This is a genomic window from Mycobacterium sp. TH-M25 (genome assembly GCF_057473665.1).
The window spans coordinates 1-3153 of record NZ_JBYCLA010000593.1; the positions used below are offsets into that span (position 1 = coordinate 1).

Annotated in this window: 3 protein-coding genes; all 3 read right to left on the reverse strand. The window is 68.7% G+C overall.

Annotated features, from left to right (window positions below; all coding sequences use genetic code 11):
* Positions 1 to 253 (reverse strand): DHH family phosphoesterase (locus AC2VOU_RS19770; protein ID WP_486958890.1); only part of this gene is annotated, 253 nt, incomplete at its 3' end.
* Entirely contained in the window at positions 228 to 722 is a 495-nt protein-coding gene (gene rbfA, locus AC2VOU_RS19775) for a 30S ribosome-binding factor RbfA (RefSeq protein ID WP_047315435.1), read from the reverse strand. The genes AC2VOU_RS19770 and rbfA, both read right to left, overlap by 26 nt.
* A 46-nt stretch (positions 723 to 768) precedes the next feature.
* Positions 769 to 3153, reverse strand: a 2385-nt coding sequence (gene infB, locus AC2VOU_RS19780; protein WP_486958891.1) for a translation initiation factor IF-2, incomplete at its 5' end; no start/stop codon positions are given.

Here is a 3153-nt window from a genome sequence, read left to right on the forward strand (position 1 = left end):
AGCCGGGCAGCGACCGCAGCGACTCCGGCAGCGCCTCCGGTGCGGCGAAACTGACTTCGACCTGCTTGCCGCACCTGTCCAACACCAGGGCCAGGGCCAGTCCGGCGCCGATGGTATCTGCGTCGGGATGAATGTGACAGATCACCCCGATCGTCGTCGCGGCCGACAGCAACTCAGCTGCGCCGACGGCATCCACAGGTGCCCGCGTGAGCGCGGCACCGACCAGCTCAGTCTTCGGTTCGATCGTCGTCATCGGTGTCCTCAATATCGACCCCGTCCAGTCCCGCCGCCGACCCCTTGTCACGGTACGGATCGGCCTCCCCCGCCGGCTTGGCGCGCAGGCGGACCTGCGCCACATCGGCATCCGCGGCGCGTGCGCGCGCCAGCAACTCTTCCATCCGCGCCACGCTGTCAGACGTCGTGTCCCGGGTGAACATCAGGGTCGGAGTGAAGCGCACACCGGTACCTGCCCCGACCTTGCTGCGCAGCGTGCCCTTGGCCCGGTCCAGCGCAGCGGCGGCGGCAGCGTAGTCGGGCTCGGCGTCCAGCGTGCGCCCCATCACCGTGTAAAACACCGTCGCGTCGTGCAGGTCCGCGGTCACCTTCGCATCGACGATGGTCACCCCGTCCAGCCCCGGATCCTTGATCTCGAACTCAATGGCCGAGGCGACGATCGTGCAGATCCGCTTGGCCAGCCGACGCGCACGAGCCTGATCAGCCACGAAGGACGTTCCTACGCACGTCAGATGGCCTTCTTCACTTCGTTCATCAGGCGCGTGCCTTCTCTACCAGTTCGTAGGACTCGATGACATCACCCTCCTTGATATCCGAGTAGCCCAACGTCATACCGCACTCGAAGCCCTCGCGCACCTCGGTCACGTCATCCTTTTCCCGACGCAGCGAAGTCACCGTGAGGTTGTCGGTGACCACGATGTTGTCTCGCAGCAGCCGGGCCTTGGCGTTGCGCCGCACCACACCCGAGCTGATCATGCAGCCGGCGATGATGCCGACCTTCGAGGAACGGAACAGCGCCCGGATCTCGGCACGACCCAGCTGGTTCTCCTCGTAAATCGGTTTGAGCATGCCACGCAGGGCCTTTTCGATCTCGTCGATCGCTTGGTAGATCACCGAGTAGTAGCGGATCTCCACGCCCTCGCGGTTGGCCAGCTCGGTGGCTTTGCCTTCGGCGCGCACGTTGAAGCCGATGATGATCGCATCCGAGGCCGACGCCAAGTTGACGTTGGTCTCGGTGATGCCGCCGACGCCGCGGTCGATGACACGCAGCGCGACCTCGTCGTCGACCTGGATGCCCATCAGCGCCTCTTCCAGCGCCTCGACCGTACCGGCGTTGTCGCCCTTGAGGATCAGGTTCAGCTGGCTGGTTTCCTTCAGCGCCGAGTCCAGGTCCTCCAGGCTGATCCGCTTGCGCGAACGCGCCGCCAGGGCGTTGCGCTTGCGGGCGCTGCGCCGGTCGGCGATCTGGCGGGCGATGCGGTCCTCGTCGACGACCAGGAAGTTGTCACCGGCGCCGGGCACCGACGTGAACCCGATGACCTGCACCGGACGCGACGGCAGCGCCGCCTCAACGTCCTCACCGTGTTCGTCGACCATGCGGCGGACCCGGCCGTACGCGTCGCCGGCGACGACCGAGTCGCCGACGCGCAGCGTGCCGCGTTGCACCAGCACCGTGGCGACCGGACCCCGACCGCGGTCCAAGTGCGCCTCGATCGCCACACCCTGGGCCTCCATGTCGGGGTTGGCTCGCAAGTCCAAGGCGGCATCGGCGGTCAGCAGCACCGCCTCGAGCAGGGCCTCGATGTTGGTGCCCACCTTCGCCGAGATGTCGACGAACATGGTGTCGCCACCGAAATCCTCTGCCACCAAACCGTATTCGGTGAGCTGGCCGCGGATCTTGGCCGGGTCGGCACCTTCCTTGTCGATCTTGTTGACCGCCACCACGATCGGCACGTCAGCGGCCTGCGCATGGTTGATGGCCTCCACCGTCTGCGGCATCACGCCGTCGTCGGCGGCGACCACCAGGATCGCGATGTCGGTGGCCTTGGCGCCGCGGGCACGCATGGCGGTGAACGCCTCGTGACCCGGGGTGTCGATGAAGGTGATCAGCCGCTCGCTGCCGTCGAGGCCGACTCCGACCTGGTAAGCACCGATGTGCTGGGTGATGCCGCCGGCCTCGGCTTCGCGGACGTTGGCCTTGCGGATGGTGTCCAGCAGGCGGGTCTTGCCGTGGTCGACGTGGCCCATCACGGTCACGACCGGCGGACGTGTCTGCAGTTCGTCCTCGCCGCCCTGGTCCTCGCCGTAGGTGAGGTCGAAGGATTCCAGCAGCTCGCGGTCTTCGTCCTCGGGGCTAACGACCTGAACGTTGTAGTTCATTTCGCTGCCCAGCAACTCGAGCGTCTCGTCGCCCACCGACTGGGTGGCCGTCACCATCTCGCCGAGATTGAACAGTGCCTGCACCAGTGCAGCCGGGTTGGCGTCGATCTTTTCGGCGAAATCCGAGAGGGATGCTCCGCGCGCCAATCGGATCGTCTCACCGTTGCCGTGCGGTAACCGCACACCACCGACGACCGGCGCCTGCATGTTTTCGTACTCGGCGCGTTTTGCACGCTTGGACTTGCGACCGCGCCGAGGCGCACCGCCCGGACGGCCAAACGCGCCGGCCGCACCGCCGCGCTGCCCGGGCCGACCACCACCACCGCCGCCGCCAGGGCCGCCGCCACCGGGACGACCCCGAAAACCTCCCGGGCCGCCGCCCGGTGCGGCGCCTACGCTCCCGCCGCGGTAGTTACCGCCACCCGCGTCGGCACGACCGCCACCGGGACCGCCCGGCCGGCCCCCACCGGGTCGGGGCGCGCCGGTACGTGGTGGACGGGGTCCACCAGATGCACCTGCGGGGCGCGGCGGCATGCTGCTCGGCGAGGCGCCTGGGCGTGGCGCCCCGGGCCGGGCCGCTCCGGGGCGGGGCGCCACCGGACGCGGGATAGGCCGGTCGACAGGTTGCGCCGACGAGAACGGGTTGTTGCCGACGCGTGGGGGACGAACCCCCGGCTTGGGTGCCGGCCCGGGGCGCGGTCCGGCCGACGTCCCCGGAGGGGGCGCCGCTGGGCTGGCCTGTTGGCCTGGAATCTGCGC